Annotated in this window: 1 protein-coding gene; it reads right to left on the bottom strand. The window is 72.5% G+C overall.

Annotated elements, in window-relative coordinates:
• Positions 1-1,048, bottom strand: a 1,048-nt coding sequence (locus tag GA0115259_RS37635; RefSeq protein ID WP_093605067.1) for a WxL protein peptidoglycan domain-containing protein, incomplete at its 3' end; no start/stop codon positions are given.
• Between the last annotated feature and the right edge of the window lie 163 nt (positions 1,049-1,211).

Here is a 1,211-nt window from a genome sequence, read left to right as displayed (position 1 = left end):
AGAGGGATTCGGAGGCGGCGGGCCGCGTGGGACGCCCGCGCCGGCGGCGCTGCCGCAGCCACACCGCGACGCCCGCCGCGAGAACCAGCAGCAGGGCGAAGAGCGCCCAGGGCACGGTCCAGAAACCGGCCGAGTGGGTGGCACCGGGCAGGGCGGGATCGATGTCACCGCTCACCGGGACCGGATCGACGGTCACCGTCGCCGTCGACCGCAGGGCCGGGAACAGATCACGCACGGAGGCGGTCACAGTGACGGAGTTGCCCGGCAGCAGCTCCTTGATGTCATGGACGCCGGGCGCGCGCACCGGTCCGGTGACCGCGTTGCGCACCCGTACGGTCTGCCGCGCGCCGAGCCGTACGTTCCCGGTGTTGCGCACCGTGTACGTCACCGTGGCCGAGCCGCCGCCGAACGGATTGAACGTTCCGTCGTAGGCCGCCTTCAGGTTCTCCACGGTGAGCTTCGGCTTGAGCTCGCCGGCCACCCTGATGTGGACGCGCGCCCCGACGCGCTGCTCCACGGCGACCCGGTCGCCTTCGGCACCGGTGCCCGACGAGCTGAGCGCGGCGACGATGCCCGCGGCGTGATCACCCGGGCTCGCACCGCGCGGAACGGTCAGTGTGAAGGGCACGATGGCGCGCGAGCGGGCCGGGATGACCACACTGCTCTTCTTGACCGCGACCCAGGTGCCGGCGTCCTTCGACGGACGTCCCGCGGCCAGCAGGTCGAATCCGCCGTCGGCGGTGTTGAACGCGTCGCTCGCGTAGACCTTCAGCTTCAGCGGCTTGGTGCTGTGGTTGAGGACGGCGAGATGGTCCTGGACCGTGGCACCGGGCGTGGCGCTGTACGAGAAGCCGCTGCGCCGGTCCGGCTTCTTGGGGCCGGAGGGCTGCACGCCGAAGGTGGTACGGCCCTTGCCGTCCTCGGCCGGGGCCGACGCGTGGGCGCCGGGAGCCGCGGTGAGGGCGAGAAGGCAGGCGAGGAGGCAGGCGAGCAGCGCGGTGACGAGGGTGCGGGCGCGGAGTCCGCGGGCCAGGAGGGTGGTGGTCATGTCGGGGCGTCCGATCGGGGCCGTTTCTTCAGCGGTGAGGTGGCTTCGGTGATGTGGGGCTTCGGTGGCGCGGAGGCTTCGGTGGCGTGGGGCTTCGTACAGGAGGTGTGTCGTCGGGCGGGGCAGTGAGGATGGGCGGGACGGGTGGGGGCACCCGTCCCGC

Source organism: Streptomyces sp. MnatMP-M17, from assembly GCF_900091995.1.
In the GTDB taxonomy this organism is placed as follows: domain Bacteria; phylum Actinomycetota; class Actinomycetes; order Streptomycetales; family Streptomycetaceae; genus Streptomyces.
The sequence above is the reverse complement of the archived record's forward strand: the minus strand, read 5'-3'. Positions and strand labels throughout refer to the sequence as shown.